Source organism: Kribbella rubisoli (genome assembly GCF_004217145.1).
Lineage (GTDB): Bacteria > Actinomycetota > Actinomycetes > Propionibacteriales > Kribbellaceae > Kribbella > Kribbella rubisoli.
Window position 1 is genome coordinate 2159191 of record NZ_SHKR01000011.1, and the last position, 17996, is coordinate 2177186.

General features: G+C 67.9%; 23 protein-coding genes. 9 read left to right on the top strand and 14 right to left on the bottom strand.

The window, feature by feature from the left end; genetic code table 11:
- Position 1 precedes the first annotated feature (1 nt).
- The 4 genes from EV645_RS13410 to EV645_RS13425 are packed head-to-tail and all read right to left on the bottom strand — an operon-like array spanning position 2 to position 2756.
- On the bottom strand, positions 2 to 955 hold the full coding sequence (locus tag EV645_RS13410) for a hypothetical protein (RefSeq protein WP_130443135.1): 954 nt from the start codon (positions 953 to 955) through the stop codon (positions 2 to 4).
- Positions 952 to 1809: a DUF8175 domain-containg protein gene (locus EV645_RS13415; protein WP_130443137.1), complete on the bottom strand. Its 858-nt coding sequence runs from the start codon at positions 1807 to 1809 to the stop codon at positions 952 to 954. The genes EV645_RS13410 and EV645_RS13415 overlap by 4 nt, the downstream gene beginning before the upstream one ends.
- A gap of 38 nt (positions 1810 to 1847) precedes the next feature.
- Positions 1848 to 2123, bottom strand: coding sequence for a conjugal transfer protein TrbC (locus EV645_RS13420; RefSeq protein WP_130443139.1), 276 nt, complete (start codon positions 2121 to 2123; stop codon positions 1848 to 1850).
- Between the two features lie 15 nt (positions 2124 to 2138).
- The gene (locus EV645_RS13425; RefSeq protein WP_130443141.1) at positions 2139 to 2756 is read right to left on the bottom strand and encodes a DUF6668 family protein; all 618 of its coding nucleotides are present in this window, start codon (positions 2754 to 2756) and stop codon (positions 2139 to 2141) included.
- 248 nt (positions 2757 to 3004) lie between these two features.
- On the opposite strand from EV645_RS13425, the gene EV645_RS13430 reads away from it, so the two are divergent.
- Both EV645_RS13430 and EV645_RS13435 read left to right on the top strand, forming a co-directional pair.
- Positions 3005 to 4432, top strand: coding sequence for a PQQ-binding-like beta-propeller repeat protein (locus tag EV645_RS13430; RefSeq protein WP_130443143.1), 1428 nt, complete (start codon positions 3005 to 3007; stop codon positions 4430 to 4432).
- Positions 4429 to 4695 carry a hypothetical protein gene (locus tag EV645_RS13435; protein WP_130443145.1) on the top strand — a complete coding sequence of 89 codons (267 nt, stop codon included), beginning with the start codon at positions 4429 to 4431 and terminating at the stop codon, positions 4693 to 4695. Before EV645_RS13430 ends, EV645_RS13435 begins: the two co-directional genes overlap by 4 nt.
- Before the next feature lie 70 nt (positions 4696 to 4765).
- Here the strand turns inward: EV645_RS13435 and rplI are convergent, their stop codons facing one another.
- The 5 genes from rplI to EV645_RS13460 form a co-directional block, all read right to left on the bottom strand.
- Positions 4766 to 5212, bottom strand: coding sequence for a 50S ribosomal protein L9 (gene rplI / locus EV645_RS13440; protein ID WP_130443147.1), 447 nt, complete (start codon positions 5210 to 5212; stop codon positions 4766 to 4768).
- A gap of 14 nt (positions 5213 to 5226) precedes the next feature.
- A complete protein-coding gene (gene rpsR, locus EV645_RS13445) occupies positions 5227 to 5460 on the bottom strand; it encodes a 30S ribosomal protein S18 (RefSeq protein WP_012924539.1) in 234 nt (77 codons plus the stop codon).
- Between the two features lie 72 nt (positions 5461 to 5532).
- Positions 5533 to 6132 (bottom strand): single-stranded DNA-binding protein, encoded by a 600-nt coding sequence (locus tag EV645_RS13450; protein ID WP_130443149.1) that lies wholly within the window; start codon positions 6130 to 6132, stop codon positions 5533 to 5535.
- Positions 6133 to 6224: 92 nt separating this feature from the next.
- Positions 6225 to 6515 (bottom strand): 30S ribosomal protein S6, encoded by a 291-nt coding sequence (gene rpsF, locus EV645_RS13455; protein WP_130386399.1) that lies wholly within the window; start codon positions 6513 to 6515, stop codon positions 6225 to 6227.
- A 196-nt stretch (positions 6516 to 6711) separates the two neighbouring features.
- Positions 6712 to 7830 carry an MFS transporter gene (locus EV645_RS13460; RefSeq protein ID WP_130443151.1) on the bottom strand — a complete coding sequence of 373 codons (1119 nt, stop codon included), beginning with the start codon at positions 7828 to 7830 and terminating at the stop codon, positions 6712 to 6714.
- A gap of 94 nt (positions 7831 to 7924) precedes the next feature.
- Here EV645_RS13460 and EV645_RS13465 point away from each other — a divergent pair, with 94 nt between their 5' ends.
- Together EV645_RS13465 and EV645_RS13470 are read left to right on the top strand one after the other, a co-directional pair.
- Positions 7925 to 8425 (top strand): Lrp/AsnC family transcriptional regulator, encoded by a 501-nt coding sequence (locus EV645_RS13465; RefSeq protein ID WP_130443153.1) that lies wholly within the window; start codon positions 7925 to 7927, stop codon positions 8423 to 8425.
- A 30-nt stretch (positions 8426 to 8455) separates the two neighbouring features.
- Positions 8456 to 9259, top strand: coding sequence for a deoxyribonuclease IV (locus EV645_RS13470; RefSeq protein WP_130443155.1), 804 nt, complete (start codon positions 8456 to 8458; stop codon positions 9257 to 9259).
- Here EV645_RS13470 and EV645_RS13475 read toward each other — a convergent pair.
- On the bottom strand, positions 9252 to 9764 hold the full coding sequence (locus EV645_RS13475) for a hypothetical protein (RefSeq protein ID WP_130443157.1): 513 nt from the start codon (positions 9762 to 9764) through the stop codon (positions 9252 to 9254). The genes EV645_RS13470 and EV645_RS13475 overlap by 8 nt on opposite strands.
- Before the next feature lie 28 nt (positions 9765 to 9792).
- On the opposite strand from EV645_RS13475, the gene EV645_RS13480 reads away from it, so the two are divergent.
- Positions 9793 to 10326, top strand: a complete 534-nt coding sequence (locus tag EV645_RS13480; RefSeq protein WP_130443159.1) for an NUDIX domain-containing protein — start codon at positions 9793 to 9795, stop codon at positions 10324 to 10326.
- Here EV645_RS13480 and EV645_RS13485 read toward each other — a convergent pair.
- The 3 genes from EV645_RS13485 to EV645_RS13495 are packed head-to-tail and all read right to left on the bottom strand — an operon-like array spanning position 10295 to position 12817.
- Positions 10295 to 11503, bottom strand: coding sequence for an MFS transporter (locus tag EV645_RS13485; RefSeq protein ID WP_130443161.1), 1209 nt, complete (start codon positions 11501 to 11503; stop codon positions 10295 to 10297). The genes EV645_RS13480 and EV645_RS13485 overlap by 32 nt on opposite strands.
- Before the next feature lie 31 nt (positions 11504 to 11534).
- Positions 11535 to 12254: an SDR family NAD(P)-dependent oxidoreductase gene (locus EV645_RS13490; protein ID WP_130443163.1), complete on the bottom strand. Its 720-nt coding sequence runs from the start codon at positions 12252 to 12254 to the stop codon at positions 11535 to 11537.
- Complete coding sequence (locus EV645_RS13495) at positions 12251 to 12817, bottom strand: TetR/AcrR family transcriptional regulator (RefSeq protein ID WP_130443165.1); 567 nt, start codon at positions 12815 to 12817, stop codon at positions 12251 to 12253. Before EV645_RS13495 ends, EV645_RS13490 begins: the two co-directional genes overlap by 4 nt.
- A 119-nt stretch (positions 12818 to 12936) precedes the next feature.
- Here EV645_RS13495 and EV645_RS13500 point away from each other — a divergent pair, with 119 nt between their 5' ends.
- The 4 genes from EV645_RS13500 to EV645_RS13515 are packed head-to-tail and all read left to right on the top strand — an operon-like array spanning position 12937 to position 16813.
- Complete coding sequence (locus EV645_RS13500) at positions 12937 to 13857, top strand: SDR family NAD(P)-dependent oxidoreductase (protein WP_130443167.1); 921 nt, start codon at positions 12937 to 12939, stop codon at positions 13855 to 13857.
- A gap of 54 nt (positions 13858 to 13911) precedes the next feature.
- Positions 13912 to 15042, top strand: a complete 1131-nt coding sequence (locus tag EV645_RS13505) for a lipid II:glycine glycyltransferase FemX (protein ID WP_130443169.1) — start codon at positions 13912 to 13914, stop codon at positions 15040 to 15042.
- A gap of 4 nt (positions 15043 to 15046) precedes the next feature.
- Positions 15047 to 16048 (top strand): alanine racemase, encoded by a 1002-nt coding sequence (locus EV645_RS13510; RefSeq protein WP_130443171.1) that lies wholly within the window; start codon positions 15047 to 15049, stop codon positions 16046 to 16048.
- Positions 16049 to 16090: 42 nt separating this feature from the next.
- Positions 16091 to 16813, top strand: a complete 723-nt coding sequence (locus tag EV645_RS13515; RefSeq protein ID WP_130443173.1) for a methyltransferase domain-containing protein — start codon at positions 16091 to 16093, stop codon at positions 16811 to 16813.
- On the opposite strand, the gene EV645_RS13520 is transcribed toward EV645_RS13515, so the two are convergent.
- On the bottom strand, positions 16803 to 17957 hold the full coding sequence (locus tag EV645_RS13520; RefSeq protein WP_130443175.1) for an NAD-dependent epimerase/dehydratase family protein: 1155 nt from the start codon (positions 17955 to 17957) through the stop codon (positions 16803 to 16805). The two genes, EV645_RS13515 and EV645_RS13520, sit on opposite strands and share 11 nt — an antisense overlap.
- Positions 17958 to 17996 lie beyond the last annotated feature (39 nt).

Here is a 17996-nt window from a genome sequence, read left to right on the forward strand (position 1 = left end):
GTCAAGACGTCCTCGGGGAGACGAATCGAAGAATGGCCGGCAGCGCGACGATCGCCAGCAGCATCATCGTGGCGCCCGTGACGATCTTGAGGGTCTGCGGCGTCCCGGCGGGCGCGCCGTCCACGGTCGGCACCGACATCAGGTAGATCGCGGTCGCGTAGATCAGCGCCGCGACCGGTTTATATATGATGAATCCGGCCAGCCAGGCGAGCGACCGCTTGAACCACATCATCCCCATCTCGGTGTTGGTCGCCGCCGCGGTCAACGGGAGCACACCGACCAGCAGCACGAGCATGCCGTAGCGGATGATCATCAGCGCGAGCTGGATGATGGACGAGATCACCATCAGGATGCCGACGAAGATCACCAGCAACCAGCCGAACTGCTCGGCGGGACTCTTCAGCGGGTTCACCAGCGCTTCCGTGAGCGCATCGGTGAAGCACTGGTCCTTGGTGTTCGCCGGATTGGCGGTGTCCAGAACCGGCACGGCGACACAGTGATTCTTGGCGTTCAGCGCCTCGTGGACGATCCAGGTGGAGAACCCGTCCGCTGCCGCGATCAACGTCCCGGCGAAGGCCGTCGCGGAGGCCGTCACCACGACCAGCGTGATCAGCGACCGGAGGATCTCCTTGGCCGGCTCACCACGGTGCGAGATCGCCATCTGGACCGCGCCGACGATGACCGCGAGCGAGGCGATGAACACCATGATGAAGTTCGTGTGCTGCTGCACCCAGATGGCCGGGGTGTTCTGCGCGATGTCCGGGGTCTGGATGTTGATCCAGAGCAGGGCGACCGCATTCATTACCGCCTCGACGGCATTCACGACGACGCTGGCGATGGCCTGGAAGATGAAGTCGAAGAACTTGCCGAAGGCCCATTGGATCGCGGTCTGCAGGCCGTCCCGGATGCAGTCGTCCCAGTCCCACGGCCACTTGGAGCATCCAAGGGCGATCATGACGCACCACTGAACCTAACGTAGCCGTTGAGACTGGACAGGATGTCTGGCTCGACCGAGCCGTTGAAGGTGCCGTCGTCCTGCAGCACCGCGTACCAGTCGCCGTGCGACCACTGCATGGTGATCGGCAGCGCGCCGTACGCCTTGTTGTTGAGGTTGGCAACGACCTGGATGATCGTCCTGGTGGCGTTCGGCGGGTAGTCGAGCACCTTGAAGCCGGAGAACTGGACGTCGCCGGCCTCGGTCGGCGGCGTCTGGAGCTCGGACCTGGCCGCAGCGATCGCGGCGTCCCGGCCCGGACCGGCCAGCACCCGGGTCTTCAGCGCGGCGACACTGACCTCAGGGTTCTGCACCTGGCCCAGCAGGACCATCGCCGCGAACACCGCGCCGGTCGGCGAGTGCGCGAAGCACGAGCGCACGCCGTTCGTGGCGGTGGACGCGGGCCCGGCCGCAGACTGGATCGGGACCAGCATCTCGCCCTCGAACTGCCAGGTGACCGCAGCCGGCGCAGCTAGCCGCGGGATCGCCTGATCCGGGTTGCTGTCGTGGCAGCCACCGGTGTGACTGTTCGGCGGCGGTGGAGCCGTCTTGGTAGCGGTCGGCTGCTCGGTCGGCGTGGCGACCGGCCCGCTCGACTCAGTGGGCTGTTCAGTAGGAGCGATGGTGCTCGGCGACTGGCTGGGGTTGGCGGCCGGAGTGTCCGAGCCGTTACTGGCAACCGCCCAGACCACCAGGCAAATGAGCACGGCTCCGACGACGATCGCCGACGCGACGAAACCACGCTCCTCGAGGAAGCTGGTTTTTTCGCCGTCGGAATCGCCATCGGAGTCCGGATTCCTGCTGAACAGTCCCACCTGCGATCAGCCTCCGAGCAGGTCGCCGCTGACCGCGATCACTTCAGGGCGTCGACGAGTGCCGTCGCCGCGCCGATCACGATGCAGGCCGCCAGGACCCAACCGAGGCGGGCGGCGTGCTCGCCACCTTCACCGCGGCGCTGACCGACAGCCATCATGCCGCCGGCGATCAGGATGCCGAGCGTGCAGACCGAGTACGCGATCCACTTGACCCAGCCGAGCACCTTGTCCAGGCCGGGCTGAACGCCGGGAGGCGCGTCGAGCGGGAGCGTCATGGTGTTGAGCTCCGTGACGAGGTGGTGTACCAACATCATGGTTGTGAATACCTTTCAGTACGGGGCGGGGTAGTCCGCTGGGTTTGACGCGCGAAGAGCGTAGATGGATTCAAGGACTTCGAAGACCTCGTCCGGGGTGTTGTCAGGCGTGGGAGCCTCCCCTCTGCGCCACTCCTCGATCCAGGGGATGTCCCAGACTCTCGGAACACCTCCGCCGACGATGTCGGCGAAGTCGTCGAGCACGCGGGGCAGTCGGCCGGGTGCGTCCGCGATCAGCACCAGGCCGAGCACAGCCACTCCCTGGACGACACCCGAGGCCCACTCGATCGCTGCTCTTTGCGCGGCACGCAGCCCGGACCCGTGGGTCCGGGCGACCAGGATCACCGGGGTCGGCACCGGCGGCGGCGGGATCGGCCAACGGTGGTTGGCCGCCCGGGTGCCCGGCAGCAGCAGAGACATCGTGGACTCGCCGGCGCCGCCGTGCACACCGACCCACCACAACGTGTCTGCCACCGGGATCGCGAACTTGGGCAGGCGCTGATCCTCCGCGGGCGCCGGCACCCCGTGCTGCGGGGCGGACGGCCCCCGAGGGGTGATGTCCGGCTGGGTGGGGCCCGGCGACGGCTGTTGCGGACCCGGTGACTGCTCTCGTGTCCACGGGTTCTGCGTCATGGCCCCTCCTCTCGCGGTGCGTCACAGGCTGTCGCCCACAGTATTCTCTCGCTTTCCGGGTGTACGTTCGTGACCCATCCACAGGCGAGGATGTTTCTACCCCCTTGTCGGGGTCAGTCGAGCCGGCGGGCTCGTGTGGTTTCTGCCTGCCCGGAATCCCTGGCATGCCTCGTGCGGGGGACATGCTAGAACGAGGACGTCGTAGTCGGATGAGCGAGGGAGATCTGTGGCGGGAATGAGAGGTCATCGTGGCTGACAAGATCCCGTCCTGGCCGAAGGTAACGATCCGGCTTTACGACGACCACAACGCCGAGGTGAAGATCGCCGGCCGGAGCCACCCGGTCAATCATCACGATCCGCGGCAGGCGGCGATCCAGCTCGTCAGCGAGCGGGCCGCCCAACTCGGCCGTGCGGTGAAGGCGACCGCGGTCGAGTCCGACGGCGCGTCCTGGCCGCTCATCATCCACCCGGACGGGCAGGTCGAGGCGATCGAGGCCGACTCCGGCCGGGGCCGCAACGGCGGACAGAAGCCGATCTGGCCGATCATCGTGGCGATGGTGGTGGGCTGTGTCCTGGTCATCGGCACGATCGTGTTCGTCGCCGTGATCAAGCCCAACCTGCACAAGAAGCCGACCGTGACCGCGTCCCCGCTGCTGCCGTCCCTCCCGGCGCCCCGGGTCAGCCCGGACGAGTTCCCCCCAGGGAACGTGCCGCCCGGCTTCACGACCCACGCCGGCTGGACCGTCAACATCGCCGAGAACACCTCGCCCGCGATCAAGCCGGACGGCACCGAGGTCGCCGTCCTGACCGACGACGGGAAGGTCGCGGTTTTCGATGCCAACGGCAAGGTGTTGTGGCAGGACGAGGTGCCGAAGGACGCGGAGAGCCCGGTCTACACGACCATCGACGGCAAGCTGGTCCTGGCGGTCGCCACGCAGGACACCTTGATCTACTGGGCCGGCGGCGGCGCGGAGCCGAAGAAGGTCGGGCTCCCCGACGGGGCCAAGGTGCAGTTCTTCGGCAAGTCCCCGCTGGTCACATTGAGCGGGACCGGCGGCGCGATGGTGATGTCCGGCGGCGAACTCAAGGCCGTGCCGAACCAGCCCCGCCTGTCGACGATCCTGCTCGCCGAAGGCGATCGCGCGCTGATGTCGCAGTACCACGGCCCACTCTTCTGGAGTGCGCCGGACAAGCCGCTGCAGACGATCACGCCGCAGAAGCCGGGCGGCGCGACGTCCGACAAGCCGCAGCAGGTGCTCTCCGCCAGTCCCGACTACGCCCTGGCGGTGTGGCCGACCAAGGATCCCGAGAAGGTGATCCCGACGGTGCACTCGACCGCGAGTGGCAAGGTCGTCGCGGTCTGCCAGCCGTCGTCAGCAACAGATGTCCAGTCCTGGGACTGGGTGCCCGACCCGAACCGCCGGATGGCCGCCTGGGGTGAATGCCTGATCAACCTGGCCACTCCCAGGACCGTGCTGGTCAATGACTTCCACCCGCTGTCGATCACGGGCCCGTTCATCTACGGCACGATGGGCAGCAAGATGTACGCCGTCACGCCGGGCAAGCCGCAGCACCTGCTGGACCCGGCTCCGGTCCGCCCGTGGGGCATCGCAGGCAACCACGCGATCATCGTCTTCGCCTCGGTCCTCTACGCGTTGAACCCAGCCGCGCGATGAGCACAACACTGCGCCGGGCGGTGCTGACGCTGGCTGCGGTCGGCGTTCTGCTGTTGCCGTCCGCCCCGGCGCTTGCCGACGACAACCAACCGGTTCCTACCGAGTGGCCGACGGTCGCCGTGCCCGACGACAACGACGGCGAGGCGGCTCAGCCGGCGCCGGTCGAGTGGCCCGCGGTGACGAAGTCGGACGACAGCAGCGACAGCTCGTCGGAACCCGCTCCGGTCGAGTGGCCGACTGTCCAGGAACAGCCCAGCGGCTGAGCAAGAGACCCACCGACGACGAAGGCCCGCGCTCCCTTCCGGGAACGCGGGCCTTTGTGCGTTGCTGTGGTCAGCTAGCGGCAACCTCGAGGCGGACCGTAGCGGCCACCTCCGGGTGCAGCTGAACCGCGACCTGGTGCTTACCGGTGGTCTTGATCGGCGACGCGATCGCGATCGCGCGCTTCTCGACCAGCGGGCCGCCGGCGGACTTGATCGCCGTGGCGATGTCAGCCGGGGTGACCGAGCCGAACAGGCGGCCGGTGTCGCCGGCCTTGACGGCCAGGGTCACGTTGAGCTGCTCGAGCTGGTTCTTGACCTCGCTCGCGTGCTCCTTGCCCTGGATCGCCCGGGCGTCACGCGCCCGCTTGATCGTCGTGATCTGCTTCTCGGCACCGCGGGTCCAGCCGATGGCCAGGCCGCGCGGGACGAGGTAGTTACGGCCGTAGCCGTCCTTCACCTCGACGATGTCGCCGGGAGCCCCGAGGCCCTCGACCTCCTGAGACAGGATGAGCTTCATGGTCCGCGCCTCCCTCAGCGAGCGGTGCTCGTGTACGGCAGCAGGGCCACCTCACGAGCATTCTTGATAGCGGTCGCGACATCGCGCTGGTGCTGCACGCAGTTCCCGGTCACCCGGCGGGCGCGGATCTTGCCGCGGTCCGAGATGAACTTGCGCAGCAGCGCGGTGTCCTTGTAATCGACGTACGTCGCCTTGTCCTTGCAGAAGCCGCAGACCTTCTTCTTCGGCTTCCGAATGATCTTGGCCATTGTGGTGCTCTCTTCCTATTTCCAGAGCCCGGCACGAGTGCCGGAATGGTCCCTAACGGGTTTGCGGGCCGATCAGAACGGAGGCTCTTCCATCGAGCCGCCGCCGCCCTGGTTGGCCCAGGGGTCGTTCTGCGGAGCGGACTGACCGCCGCCGCCTTGCGGGGTTGCCCAGGGGTCGTTCTGCTGGCCGCCACCCTGACCGCCGCTGTAGCCGCCGCCCTGGTTGCCACCCCCCTGGTTGCCGCCGCCACCGAACTGCTGGCCGCCGCCACCGCCACCACCGAAACCGCCGCCGCCACCGTCGGAACGCGAGGTCTTGGAGATCTTCAGCGTCGCGTAGCGCATGCTCGCGCCGATCTCCTCGACGTCACACTCGAAGACGGTGCGCTTGTTCCCGTCGCGGTCGTCGTAGCTGCGCGCCTTGAGGCGGCCGGTGACGACGACCCGGGAACCGCGGGTCAGGGACTCGGCAACATTCTCGGCAACCTGACGCCACACCGCGCACGAGATGAAGAGGGTTTCCCCGTCCTTCCACTCGTTCGATTGCCGGTCCAGCGTCCGCGGAGTGCACGCGACGGTGAAATTCGCCACCGCGGCGCCCGAGGGCGTGAAGCGCAGTTCCGGATCACCCGTCAGGTTTCCGATCAGGGTGATAGGTGGTTCGCCTGCCATTGCCGTTCCTCCTGCTATCGGGTTTGGCTGTGTCTACAGCTATTGGTACCGGCCGGCGCCGACAGTACCGATGGCTGCTGACGACCCCAGGTTCAGTGCTGGTCCGGCCGGATGACCTTGGTGCGCAGGATCGACTCGTTCAGCGTGAGCTGACGATCGAGCTCCTTCACCACCGCCGGCTCGGCGGTCAGGTCGACGACGGCATAGATGCCTTCGGACTTCTTCTTCACGTCATAGGCAAGCTTGCGACGACCCCAGATGTCGAGCTTCTCGACCGTGCCACCTTCCTTGCGGACGATGTTCAGGTACTGGTCGATGGACGGCTCTACGGTGCGCTCATCGAGCTCCGGGTCGAGGATCACCATGACTTCGTAACGACGCATGCGCGAACTCCACCTCCTTCGGACTTGGCGGCCACGGTCTCTCCGTGGCAGGAGGGCGATGCGATTGTGCTCCACGCCGACAATTGCCGTCGACGCCAAGCAGTGAGCCCGGTCGAGGACCGGGCCACATCAAGAGAATACCAGCGTCCGAACGGCCTATTGACCATATCCACAGGCCTCTTGTGATGACTCTGTGTCATTGAGCTACGACGATGCGCTCACCGCGACGGAGCACCAGCACGAGCAACGGTACGGCGAGAATCACCGAGATGACCGACAGCACCGGGAAGCCGCCGAGTGTGAACAGCCACGGCGACGTGGCGGTGGCGAGCGCGGAGACGGTCCAGATCGACGACTCCACGCGGCTCTCGAGCTCGGCTGATCCCAACTGAGCGCTACCGCCGAGGTAACAGAGGTTCCAGGCGTAGCCCAGCAAGAACAGCGCCGGTGTGAAGACCAGTCCGGTCCGAGTGACGAGTACTGCCGCCGCCAGCAACCCGGCCAGCCCGGCCAGCGTCACCACGCGAGGCCCGAAGCGGTCGATGCACCAGCCCGTCAGCGGAGACAGGGCGAACATCCCCAGGGTGTGGACAGACAGCATGACTCCCAGCAGCCCGAGCCCGTCGTGGTGCAAGTGCGTATGGACAGGGACTGCTGTCATCACGGACACCATCACCAACTGGCCCACAACCATGACGCCGGCCGCCAGTAGTACTGAGCGACCGCCGGACACTCGACGGACCTGAGGCGCGTCGGTCGACTTGGTACGCCGGATGTACGTCGACGCGACCAGTGCGGAGAAGACCGCCGCCATGGCGAGGAGGAACGGACCTGCAATCGCCGGGAGACCGAAGCCGAACGCGAAGGACTGGGACGGCGCCATGAGGAACGGTCCGCCCGCAGCGCCGAGTGTGCTGGCCCAGACGACCGTGCTCATCGCCCGGGAACGTCGGGAAGGCGGAGCGGCGTCGGCGGCGGCGTACCGGGACAGGAGGCTTGCTGCGTTGCCCACGCCGAGCAGGAACATGCCCAGGAAGAGGAGTGCGATCGGTGCGCCGACGGCGGCCAGAACCGTCGACGCTCCCCCGGCGACGCCCACGCCGTACCCGGTCCGTAGTGCCTGGGTGCGTCCGAGGCGAGCTGTCCAGCGGCCGACTGCCATCGCTCCGGCAGCTGTGCCGAGGACACCTGCGGTGTTGGGGAGGCCGGCCAGTGCCGGGCCGAGGTCGTCGGCGATCAGGATGGCGCTGACTGCACTGGCAGCGACCATTGCGGCGTTCATCAGGGCGGCGGCGACAACGACGGGGATCAGCATGCCTACCACGCTAGAAAGGCCGACGGCCGCACTGAATGCTCAAGGGAAGGCGTCTGCCCTTGTGGAGGACCGATATCGAAGGTGTTCTGGGGACATGACCTTTCAGGAGCGCGAACTCGACTCCACCGACTGGCAGATCCTGGCCGCCCTGCAGTCCGACGGCCGCCTCTCCTTCAACCAGCTCGGCAAGCGGGTCAACCTCTCCCCACCAGCGGTCGCCGACCGGGTCCGACGCCTGGAGGAGGCCGGCGTGATCAAGGGATACCGCGCCGAGATCGACCCGGCACGGGCCGGACAGCCGTTGTCGGCGTTCGTCCAGATGCGCTGCACGACTGGGCGATGCCTGCTGAAGACCACACGCGCCGAGGACTTCCCCGAAGTACTCGAGATCCACAAGCTGAGCGGCAACTCGTGCTCGATGCTGCGGGTCCGGGTGACGTCGATGCCGCACCTCGAGGGACTGTTCGAGCGACTCGGCGAGCACGGTGAGATGAACACCCACATCGTCTTGTCCACGGAGTTTGAGGGCCGGCCGGTGCAGCCTCCGAGCGAGGACGAGCGGACGGTGACGCGGTCGGCAGGATGGGGTTCCTGAAGTGTCCGTGCGGGGTCCTAGGGTGGGGTTATGACTGTGAAGCTCGGTGCGCATGTGGAGCAGGACGACCCGTTGGCGGAGGCCGCTGATCGGGGTGCTGACCTGGTGCAGTTCTTCCTGGGGAACCCGCAGGACTACAAGGCGCCCAAGCTCGCGTACGCCGATGGCGAGGAGGCGCTGAAGACCCGCGCCGCCGCCGCGGGCGTGGATCTCTACGTGCACGCGCCGTACCGGTTGAACGTCGCGAACACGAACAACCGGATCCGGATCCCGAGCCGGAAGCTGTTGCAGCAGACGCTGGACAAGGCGGCCGAGATCGACGTCAAGGGCGTGATCGTGCACGGCGGCCACGTCGGCGACGAGGACGACCCGGAGGCCGGGTTCGACAACTGGCGCAAGTGCATCGAGCGGGCCGAGCTGCCGGTGCCGTTGCTGATCGAGAACACTGCCGGCGGCGAGAACGCGATGGCCCGGCAGCTGGAGCGGATCGCGCGGCTCTGGGAGGCGGTGCAGGCCTCGGGCAACGACCGGCTGGAGAACGTCGGGTTCTGCCTGGACACGTGTCACTTCCACGCGGCCGGTGAGGAGCTGCCGACGATCGTCGAGAAGGTGAAGGCGATCACCGGGCGGATCGACCTGGTCCACGCCAACGGGTCACGTGACGAGTTCGGCTCCGGCGCCGACCGGCACAGCAATTTCGAAGAGGGTCATATCGACCCGGCCGACATCGTCGCGGTCGTGCAGGCGGCCGGCGCACCGGTCGTCGTCGAGACCCCGAACGCAAACAACGGGCAGAAGGCCGACCTGGACTACCTGCGGGCACACCTCAAGTAGTCGGCGTCTTCGTCCGGTCCAGGCCGTACATCCAGTAGGTCAGCGCCCACGGCAGGAGCAGCGCCAGCGCGGCGGTGTTGCTCGACGGTACGAGAAGGCCGCAGATCACGGCGATCGCCACGACCACGGTGCTCAACTGGAACAGGTCGACCGGGCCGAGCAGGCGAGTCCGCAGGGTGAGCTGGCCGCGGGCGCAAGCGACGTACGCGGCGATCAGCGCGAGCAGGCAGAGGACAGCTACGACCGTGCCGAGCCACGCGAGGCCGCTGTAGGTCTTGAAGGTCTGGAGCATCCCGGACAGCAGGAAGACACCGGTCAACACGGTCAGCCAGGAGCAGTACCACAGGAAGCGGCTGATCGTCCGCTGCTGCTTGGCTTCGGCACTCTCCTCGACCTCAACCTCGGCCTCGGTCCCGCTGTCAGCCTCGGACCCGGCCTCAGCTGCCGGGTCCGGCTCGGTGTCGGGGCCCGGCTTGGACTCGGGCTCGGGGTCGGGGTGCGCCATGGGTGCGACGGTAGCGCAGAATGAGGCTATGCAGGTCTGGCCAGAGCAGTTCCCCGAGCTGTTCGCACCCGGTTACTGGGAGTGGGGCGACCTCGACGTCCGGTTCACCGTCGACCGACCGCCGGACGAGCTGATCAGCAACGTCCACGTCGTCTGCCGGACCCCCGGCGGAATCGTTGTCTGCGGCAACGACCTCGGCTGGCGCTTCCTGCCCGGCGGCACCCGCGAGCCCGGCGAGACGATCGAGGAACTCGTCAGCCGCGAGCTGCTCGAGGAGGCCGGCGCGCGGCTGACCGGTCCGCTGACCTGGCTCGGCGCCCACCGCGCCGACCATCGCCGGCCCGCGCCGTACCGTCCGCACCTGCCGCACCCGGTTTCGTACTGGGCCAACTTCGTCGCCGACGTCGTCATCGAGCAGGAGCCGACCAACCCCGAGGACGGCGAGCAGGTCACCGAGGTGCTGGTCCTGCCGCCGGGCGAGGCGGCCGACTACCTCGACGGCCAGCCAGGTGGCGTGATGGGTCCGATCGTCAGGCTGGCTCAGGCACGACAGCTGGTTTAGCAGCCCGCCACGGCAGCAGTACGGCGCTCAGCGCGCAACTGATCCCCGCCACCCACAACGCGCCACGGATCCCGATGAGTGTCGCGAGTACGCCGCCGAGCGCGATGAACGCCGGCTGCACGCACCGCGAGCTGATCGACCACGACCCGACCACGCGCGACATGAACGCGTCCTCGGTCTGCTCCATCCGGTACGTCGCGAACGACGGGTTGAACGCGCCCGCGCCGACAAGCAGTGCAGTCTCCGCCACGACGAGCAGCACGAACCCGCCCATCCCGTGCGGCGCGAGCGGGAGGAGCAAGAGCCACGGCGCCCGCAGTACGCCGAACACCAGCAGCATCCAGTGCAGTCCGTACCGCCGGGTGAGCCGAGGCGCCATCCGCGCACCGATCACTCCACCGATGCAGGAGATGCCGAGGAACACGCCGTAGCTCCACGTCGGCAGCCCGAGGTCCCGCAGCATGAAGACAGCCAACAACGGCGAGATCATCATCGCCGGCCCGCCGAAGAGCTGCGAGTTCCAGAACAATGCCCGCAGGCCGCGGTGCCGCAGGATGTACCGCCAGCCCGCGGTGATGTCCGCCTTCCCCTCGCGCTTGATCGGCTCCGGCTCGGGCCGCTGGATCCGCCGGATCCCGATCGCGGACCCGAGGAACGACACCGCGTCGACCGCGAGCGTGATGGTCGCGCCGACCAGACTGACCAGCCCGCCGCCGATCGCGGGGCCGACGCTCAACGAAAGCCAGTTCGTCTGCTCGAAGCGGCTGTTCGCCTCGGCCCGCCCGGCCGCGGGGATCAGCGCCTTCAGATGCGCTCCGCTAGCCGCCTGGAACGCGATCGTCCCGGCAGCCTGCAGCACGCCCGCCACACACAGGTGTGCAAACGTCAGTACTCCGAACGCCGCCGCGACCGGCACCGAGACGAGAGCCACGAACCGCAGCAGATCCGCCGCGATCATCACCGGCCGCTTCCGGCGCTGCTCGATGAAGTCCCCCATCGGCAAGGCGATCGCGGCGCCGGCCAACGCCGACAACGCAGCGAGCATCGAGACCTGGAGCGTGCTCGAGTCGAGCACGATAACCGCGACCAACGGCAATGCCCCGAGACCCACCGCCGATCCGAACGCACTGACCGTGAACGCAACCCACAACCGACGGAAGTCTCGACCCAAAGACATCCCGCGATCGTAGAAGCAGGCACCGACAGAATCAGCGCAGGTTCAGGCCGCCGTCGAGAAGGATGACTTCACCGGTCAGATAGCCGTTGTGGATAACTGCGGAGATCAGGTCCGCGACGTCCGACGGCTGCGCGGCGCGGCGCATCGGGCTCGCGGTTTTCCACAGCTCCTGCGCGTCTGTCCACGACTCGGTGAGCGGTGTGTCGACGAGACCGGGCGCGACCGCATTGACGCGAACCTCAGGTCCGAGCGCGGCCGCCAACAACTTCGTCACGTGGTTCAGCGCGGCCTTCGAAGCGGCGTACGCGATCGAGCTGCCCTTCGGACGTACGCCGGCGTGGCTCGTCACGTTCACGATCGATCCGCCGGATTCGCGCAGCGCCGGGAGGGCCGCCGTACACAACAGCCAGGGCGCGATCAGGTTCACGTCGAGCAGTCGCCGCCAGTCGTCCGCGGTGAGGCCGTCGAGTGAAGCATGCGGGACGGGCCAGCTGATGCCGGCGTTGTTCACGAGTACGTCGAGACGCCCGTGCTCGCTGACCACTTCCGGCACCAACGCCTGCGCCGCCGCGTCGTCGGCCAGATCGGCCTGGTGGTACGACCCGCCCAGCTCGGCAGCCAGCGCCTTGCCGGCCTCGTAGCTGGATCGTGAGTGCACCGCGACGGTCATCCCATCCGCAGCCAATCGCCGCACGGTCGCCGCTCCGATGCCAGAGGCAGACCCGGTGACCAGCGCGACCTTGCGCGTCACGCGCCGTACCGCATGCCGTCGATGAGCAGGTTGAGGAGGCGGTCGGCCTGCTCGCGTCGGTCGGACGCGGCCAGTCCGACCCCGCTGAGGCTGATCAGTACGTCGTCGGCAGTGATGTCAGACCGCAGATCACCGGCCGCTGCACCGGCTTCCAGGATCGGCGTAATCGCGCCGACGAGCAGGTCACGGCTCTGCGCGTACGGGTCCGCGCCCGAGGCGATCACCGCGCGCAGCGCGTCGGCCATCCCCATCTTGCGGGACATGTAGTCGATGAAGCGATCCATCCACGCGCGCAGCGCGTCAGCGGGCGGGAGCTTCGCAAGCAGCTCCGCCGCGGCATCGCACACCGCGGCGAGCTCACTGCGGTACGCCGCCTCGATCAACGCCTCCCGCGTCGGGAAGTGCCGGTACAGGGTGCCGATGCCGACGCCGGCGTCCTTCGCGATGCCCTCGAGCGTCGCCTCCAGCCCGCATTTCGAGAACGAACGCGCCGCGGCGTCGAGGATCTGGCCGCGATTGCGCTGTGCGTCTGCGCGCAGCGGACGCTCACCGGTAGCACTCATATCCCCTCCCCTCGGGCGTCAAACCTAGCGGACCTTGATAACCGGAGGCACCTCCGGTTAACTGGCATTACCGGAGGCTCCTCCGGTTAAGCCTAGCTCGCAGAACAGGACTGTCACTGATGAGCAGATTCACCACTCCCTTCGGGTACACCTCGACCGCGGCCGAGGTGATCTCCGGCGTCGACCTGAGCGGCCGCCGCGCGGTCGTCACCGGCGGCGCGTCCGGGATCGGCGTCGAAACCGCCCGCGCGCTCGCCGGAGCGGGCGCCGAGGTGACGCTCGCCGTACGCAACACCGCGGCCGGCGAACGTGTCGCCGCGGAGATCATCGAGAGCACCGGCAACAACCACGTGTTCGTCGCTCCGATCGAGCTCGCCGACCCGGCGTCGGTGCGCGCCTTCGCCGGCAGCTGGACCGGCCCGCTGCACATCCTGGTCAACAACGCCGGCGTGATGGCCGAGCCGTTGAACCGCACGCCACAAGGCTGGGAGCACCAGTTCGCCACCAACCACCTCGGCCACTTCGGCCTCTCCCTCGGCCTGCATGACGCACTCGCCGCGGCGGGTGACGCCCGCGTCGTCTCGGTCAGCTCGAGCGCGCATCTGCAGTCGGACGTTGTCTTCGACGACATCCACTTCGAGCACCGGGAATACCACCCGTGGCTGGCGTACGGGCAGTCGAAGACCGCCAATGTCCTGTTCGCGGTCGAGGCAGCCAAGCGCTGGGCCGCCGACGGGATCGTCACCAACGCGCTGATGCCCGGCGGGATCCGGACAGCGCTCCAACGGCACGTCTCGGAGGAGATGCAGGCGGGCTGGGACCAGTACCGCTGGAAGACCGTGGAGCAGGGTGCCGCGACGTCAGTACTACTGGCCGCATCCCCGGTCGTGCTGGGCGTGACAGGCAGGTACTTCGAGGACAACCAGGAGGCATTGCCCAACGTCGCGGGCGAGCGGAACGGCGTCGCGCCGTACGCGCTCGATCCGGAGTCGGCCACTCGGTTGTGGGACGTCTCCGAGAAGCTGCTCAGCCAGGTTTGATCAGAAACCGGCTCAGCTGGGGTTGCAGCAGCTGGGCCGGTACTCTGACCCCCCGTGAGTGACTTCAGCATTCGGACCATCTCGGCCGACGAGCATGCCGCGTACATTGCGGCACAGCCGGCGGCAAGCTTCCTGCAGACCCCTGGCTGGGCGGCGGTGAAGAGTGAGTGGAAGGCGGAGTCACTCGGCTGGTACGACGCGGCGAACCCGGCCGAGCTCGTCGGCGTAGGGCTCGTGCTCTACCGGCAGATGCCGAAGGTGAAGCGGTACCTCGCCTACCTGCCGGAAGGCCCGGTGATCGACTGGGACGCGATCGACCTCGGCGCCTATCTGCGTCCGCTGGCCGAACACCTGCAGGAGCGCGGCGCGTTCGGCATCCGGATGGGTCCGCCGATCGCGACCCGGCGCTGGACCGCGAAGACGATCAAGGACGCCATCGCCGGCGGCCAGCAGCCGAAGCTCGGCGACGTCCGCCCGGACGTGATCGAGCCGTCCGGCGCGACCGTCACCGACCAGCTGCGCAAGTTGGGCTGGAAGGCGCCGCGGGTCGCGGAGGGTTTCGCGGCCGGACAACCGCAGTACGTCTTCCAGGTGCCGCTGGCCGGTCGTAGCGAGGACGACCTGCTCAAGGGTATGAACCAGCTGTGGCGGCGCAACATCAAGAAGGCGGACAAGCTCGGCGTCGAGGTGACGCAGGGCGGACCCGAGGACATCAAGGCCTTCCACGGGCTGTACGTCGAGACCGCGCACCGGGACCACTTCACGCCGCGGCCGCTGCCGTACTTCGAGAAGATGTACGCCGCGATGGCGAACCAGCCGTCGGGCTGCTGTGACTTCCGGATCTACAACGCCCATCACGAGGGTGACCTGGTCGCATCGACGATCTGGGTCCGGGTCGGCGGTCATTCCTGGTACTCCTACGGTGCCAGCTCGACCGCCAAGCGAGACGTGCGTGGATCGAACGCGGTCCAGTGGCGCATGATGACGGACGCGCTCGCGGCGGGCGCGTCCGTGTACGACCTACGGGGCATCACCGACACCTTGGACCCGAACGACCCGCACGTCGGGTTGATCCAGTTCAAGACCGGGACCGGCGGCGAGGCCGTCGAGTACGTCGGTGAGTGGGATCTGCCGTTGAACAAGGCGCTCTACACCGCATTCGACCTCTACATGAGACGGCGTTGACACCATGCCCCTAGTCCTGCACGTCGATTCCGATCGATGGCGTGATCACCTGCGTTCCACGTGGAACCCCGACATCGTTCCGGTCGCCAAGGGCAACGGGTACGGGTTCGGGAACCACCGGCTGCTGGCCGAGGCTCGTGCGCTCGGCGCGCGGACGGTCGCGGTCGGGACGTACTTCGAGGTCCCGTCGGACCCGCGCGAGGACGTCGTCGTACTGTCGCCGTGGCGGCCGTTCCTCGAGGTGCCGCAGAGCAGGAACGTGATCCACACCGTCAGCCGGCTGGCCGACCTGGTCTCGATCCCGGCCGGCAGCCGGGTGCTGATCGAGGTGATGACCTCGATGCGCCGCCACGGCATCGGGGCCCGCGAGCTTCGGCACACGATGCTGCTGAACGCCCTCGACCGGATCCGCTTCGAGGGCTGGTCGCTGCACTTCCCGATGGGCGCCGGCGGTACGTCGGCCAACCTGCGCGAGGCCCAGAACCTGGCGAAGGCGGCGCTCGACGTGCGTAAGGGCACGCTGTGGGTATCGCACGTGCCCGCCCAGAAGCTGGCCGACATCGGCCCCGACGTGAAGCTCCGGATGGGCACCGGGCTGTGGCTCGGCGACCGCGGTGCGCTGACTGTCCGGGCGACGGTTCTCGACGTACATTCGGTCCGCCGGGGTGAGCGCGTCGGTTACCGGCAGCGCCGGGTCAGCGGCGACGGTCACATCCTGATCGTCTCCGGCGGTACGGCGCACGGCGTCGGGCTGGAGGCCCCGACCGCGGCGGCGAGCGTCCGGCAGCGAGCGATCGCGATGGCGAAGGGCAGCCTGGACGCGGCCGGGATGGCGTTGTCGCCGTTCAGCATCGAAGGCAAGCAGCGCTGGTTCGCCGAACCGCCGCACATGCAGGCCAGCATGCTGTTCCTGCCGTCGTCGGTGGCTCCGCCCGCTGTCGGCGACGAGGTCGACCTCGACGTCCGGTACACAACCACGACGTTCGACAAGGTGTCGATGGACTGACGCTGTTGACTTCAGGTGCACCTGAAGTTGCAGCGTGGGTGCATGGGCTTTCTGGAGCGGATCGAGGAACGGCCCGGTGCGGCCGAGCTGCGCGCGGCGTCGTACCGGCTGCTGGGGCTGAAGCGCGGCGCGACCTGTGTCGATGTGGCCTGCGGTGCCGGGCATGCGGTCGCGGAGCTGACCTGCAAGGGCCTGAAGGTGACCGGGATCGACGCTGATCCGGACGCGATCGAGGTCGCGCAGGAACGGGCGCCCGGGGCAATGTTTCACGTGGCACATTCCGACGACCTGCCGCTCGAGGCCGGATCGATGGACGGCTACCGCGCGATGCGCCTGTTCCACCTGCTCGAGGACCCGCTCCCGACGATCACCGAGGCGCATCGGGTCCTGCGTCCGGGCGGACGGATCGTGGTCGGCGGCCAGGACTACGGCTTCCTGATGCTCGACGGATCGGACCAGGACCTGACCGACGTCGTACTGCTCGGACTGGAATCCCGCACTGCCGCGCCACGCGCAGCGCGAGGCCTGCGGGCTCTGCTGATCGACAGCGGCTTCCATCAGGTGGAGGTCGTCGTACACACCGAGGTCATCACGGACCACCGGCAGATGGCGCCGCAGCTCGCGAATGCCGCCGCGGCTGCGGTCGAGCGCGCGCTCATCACGCAGGACGACGCGGACAGTTGGCTCGCCGACCAGAGCCGGCGAGGCCGTCGGGACCGCTTCCTGGCCGCGATCCCGACGATCCTCGTGGCAGCTACTGCTTGAGGTGGCCCTTCCAGCGGACCGTGGGCAGGAGGGCTGCTGGGTCGACGCGGTCCTTGTTGGCGGAGACGATGTCGAACATCGACTCGATCAGGGTCTCCGAGAGCAGGTGCGGCTGGAGGCCGAGGCCGACCAGGCCCGTGTGCTTCACGTTGTAGTAGTGCTCGGCCTGCTCGACGCGCGGGTTCTCCAGGTGCTCGACCTGGACCGGGCCGGGGAAGCACTCCGCGACCAGATCGGCGAGCTGGGACACCGAGTAGCTCTCGGTCATCTGGTTGAAGACCCGGAACTCGCCGGCGTCGGCCGGGTTCTCCACCGCGAGCCGGATGCACTCGACGGTGTCCCGGATGTCCAGGAAACCGCGCGTCTGACCGCCGGCGCCGTACACCGTCAGCGGCTCGCCGAGCACGGCCTGGATGCAGAACCGGTTGAGCACGGTGCCGAACACGGCGTCGTAGTCGAACCGGGTCGCCAGCCGCGCGTCCTGCACGGTCTGGTCGGTCTGCTGCCCGTACACGACGCCCTGGTTGAGGTCGGTGACGCGCATCCCCCAGATCCGGCAGCCGAACTCGAGGTTGTGCGAGTCGTGCACCTTGCTGAGGTGGTAGAACGAGCCGGGCTTCTTCGGGTAGAGCATCCGGTCCTTGCGCCCGTTGTGCTCGACCTCCAGCCAGCCTTCCTCGATGTCGATGTTCGGCGTGCCGTACTCGCCCATCGTGCCGAGCTTGACCAGGTGGATGTCCGGGTTGGTCTCGGCGATGGCGTACATCAGGTTGAGTGTGCCGACCACGTTGTTGTGCTGCGTGTACACAGCGTGTTCGCGGTCGATCATCGAGTACGGCGCGGCGCGCTGCTCGGCGAAGTGCACGATCGCGTCCGGCTCGAACTCGTTCAGCACCCGGTAGACGAAGTCGGCGTCGAGCAGATCACCGACGTACGTCGGCATCCGCTTGCCGGAGACCTCCTCCCAGGCTGCCGCCCGGGTCTCGAGGTCCTCGATCGGGACCAGGCTCTGGACGCCCAGCTCGCGGTCGTACCCGCGGCGGGCCATGTTGTCGAGAACGGCCGTGTCGTGGCCGCGGTCGGAGAGGTGCAGTGCTGTCGGCCACCCCAGGTAGCCGTCACCGCCCAGGACGAGAACACGCACGGCTCGGCCGCCTTCCGTTGGAGAACGTCGTCACAGTCC